At 58.9% G+C, this 2,336-nt stretch carries 2 rRNA genes; both read left to right on the top strand.

Going from position 1 to position 2,336, the window contains the following annotated elements:
- Positions 1 to 1,397, top strand: a 16S ribosomal RNA gene (locus ACIBNA_RS45010); the annotation flags it as partial.
- 307 nt (positions 1,398 to 1,704) lie between these two features.
- Positions 1,705 to 2,336 (top strand): 23S ribosomal RNA (locus ACIBNA_RS45005); the annotation flags it as partial.

The raw sequence follows: 2,336 nt of genomic DNA, 5'->3' as shown, positions 1-2,336 counted from the left end.
ACTCTGGGACAAGCCCTGGAAACGGGGTCTAATACCGGATACTGATCATCTTGGGCATCCAAGGTGTTCGAAAGCTCCGGCGGTGCAGGATGAGCCCGCGGCCTATCAGCTTGTTGGTGAGGTAATGGCTCACCAAGGCGACGACGGGTAGCCGGCCTGAGAGGGCGACCGGCCACACTGGGACTGAGACACGGCCCAGACTCCTACGGGAGGCAGCAGTGGGGAATATTGCACAATGGGCGAAAGCCTGATGCAGCGACGCCGCGTGAGGGATGACGGCCTTCGGGTTGTAAACCTCTTTCAGCAGGGAAGAAGCGAAAGTGACGGTACCTGCAGAAGAAGCGCCGGCTAACTACGTGCCAGCAGCCGCGGTAATACGTAGGGCGCGAGCGTTGTCCGGAATTATTGGGCGTAAAGAGCTCGTAGGCGGCTTGTCGCGTCGGTTGTGAAAGCCCGGGGCTTAACCCCGGGTCTGCAGTCGATACGGGCAGGCTAGAGTTCGGTAGGGGAGATCGGAATTCCTGGTGTAGCGGTGAAATGCGCAGATATCAGGAGGAACACCGGTGGCGAAGGCGGATCTCTGGGCCGATACTGACGCTGAGGAGCGAAAGCGTGGGGAGCGAACAGGATTAGATACCCTGGTAGTCCACGCCGTAAACGGTGGGCACTAGGTGTGGGCAACATTCCACGTTGTCCGTGCCGCAGCTAACGCATTAAGTGCCCCGCCTGGGGAGTACGGCCGCAAGGCTAAAACTCAAAGGAATTGACGGGGGCCCGCACAAGCGGCGGAGCATGTGGCTTAATTCGACGCAACGCGAAGAACCTTACCAAGGCTTGACATACACCGGAAAACCCTGGAGACAGGGTCCCCCTTGTGGTCGGTGTACAGGTGGTGCATGGCTGTCGTCAGCTCGTGTCGTGAGATGTTGGGTTAAGTCCCGCAACGAGCGCAACCCTTGTCCCGTGTTGCCAGCAGGCCCTTGTGGTGCTGGGGACTCACGGGAGACCGCCGGGGTCAACTCGGAGGAAGGTGGGGACGACGTCAAGTCATCATGCCCCTTATGTCTTGGGCTGCACACGTGCTACAATGGCCGGTACAATGAGCTGCGATACCGCGAGGTGGAGCGAATCTCAAAAAGCCGGTCTCAGTTCGGATTGGGGTCTGCAACTCGACCCCATGAAGTCGGAGTCGCTAGTAATCGCAGATCAGCATTGCTGCGGTGAATACGTTCCCGGGCCTTGTACACACCGCCCGTCACGTCACGAAAGTCGGTAACACCCGAAGCCGGTGGCCCAACCCCCTTGTGGGGAGGGAGCTGTCGAAGGTGGGACTGGCGATTGGGACGAAGTCGTAACAAGGTAGCCGTACCGGAAGGTGCGGCTGGATCACCTCCTTTCTAAGGAGCACTTCTAAGCCGGTCCTTCGGGGCTGGTTCAGAGGCCAGTACATCGGCGAACGTCTGATGCTGGTTGCTCATGGGTGGAACGTTGACTACTCGGCACACTTGATCGTCTTCTCCTTCTAGTACTGCTCTTCGGAGCGTGGAACGTTGAGGGGAGCGGGGAGTGTGTCGGGCACGCTGTTGGGTGTCTGAGGGAATGGATTTTTCCTCAGTGCCGGCCCCAGTGAACTCGCCTGTGTAGGGCGGGGTGATGGGTGGCTGGTCGTTGTTTGAGAACTGCACAGTGGACGCGAGCATCTGTGGCCAAGTTTTTAAGGGCGCACGGTGGATGCCTTGGCACCAGGAACCGATGAAGGACGTGGGAGGCCACGATAGGCCCCGGGGAGTCGTCAACCAGGCTTTGATCCGGGGGTGTCCGAATGGGGAAACCCGGCAGTCGTCATGGGCTGTCACCCGCTGCTGAACACATAGGCAGTGTGGAGGGAACGCGGGGAAGTGAAACATCTCAGTACCCGCAGGAAGAGAAAACAACCGTGATTCCGGGAGTAGTGGCGAGCGAAACCGGATGAGGCCAAACCGTATGCGTGTGAGACCCGGCAGGGGTTGCGTATACGGGGTTGTGGGATCTCTCTTTCATGGTCTGCCGGCCATGAGACGAGTCAGAAACCGTTGATGTAGGCGAAGGACATGCGAAAGGTCCGGCGTAGAGGGTAAGACCCCCGTAGTCGAAACATCAGCGGCTCGTTTGAGAGACACCCAAGTAGCACGGGGCCCGAGAAATCCCGTGTGAATCTGGCGGGACCACCCGCTAAGCCTAAATATTCCCTGGTGACCGATAGCGGATAGTACCGTGAGGGAATGGTGAAAAGTACCCCGGGAGGGGAGTGAAATAGTACCTGAAACCGTGTGCCTACAAGCCGTGGGAGCGTCGGA

This window comes from Streptomyces sp. NPDC050164 (assembly GCF_044459945.1).
Taxonomy (GTDB): domain Bacteria; phylum Actinomycetota; class Actinomycetes; order Streptomycetales; family Streptomycetaceae; genus Streptomyces; species Streptomyces coeruleorubidus_A.
This window is presented reverse-complemented; position numbering and strand designations above follow the sequence as displayed.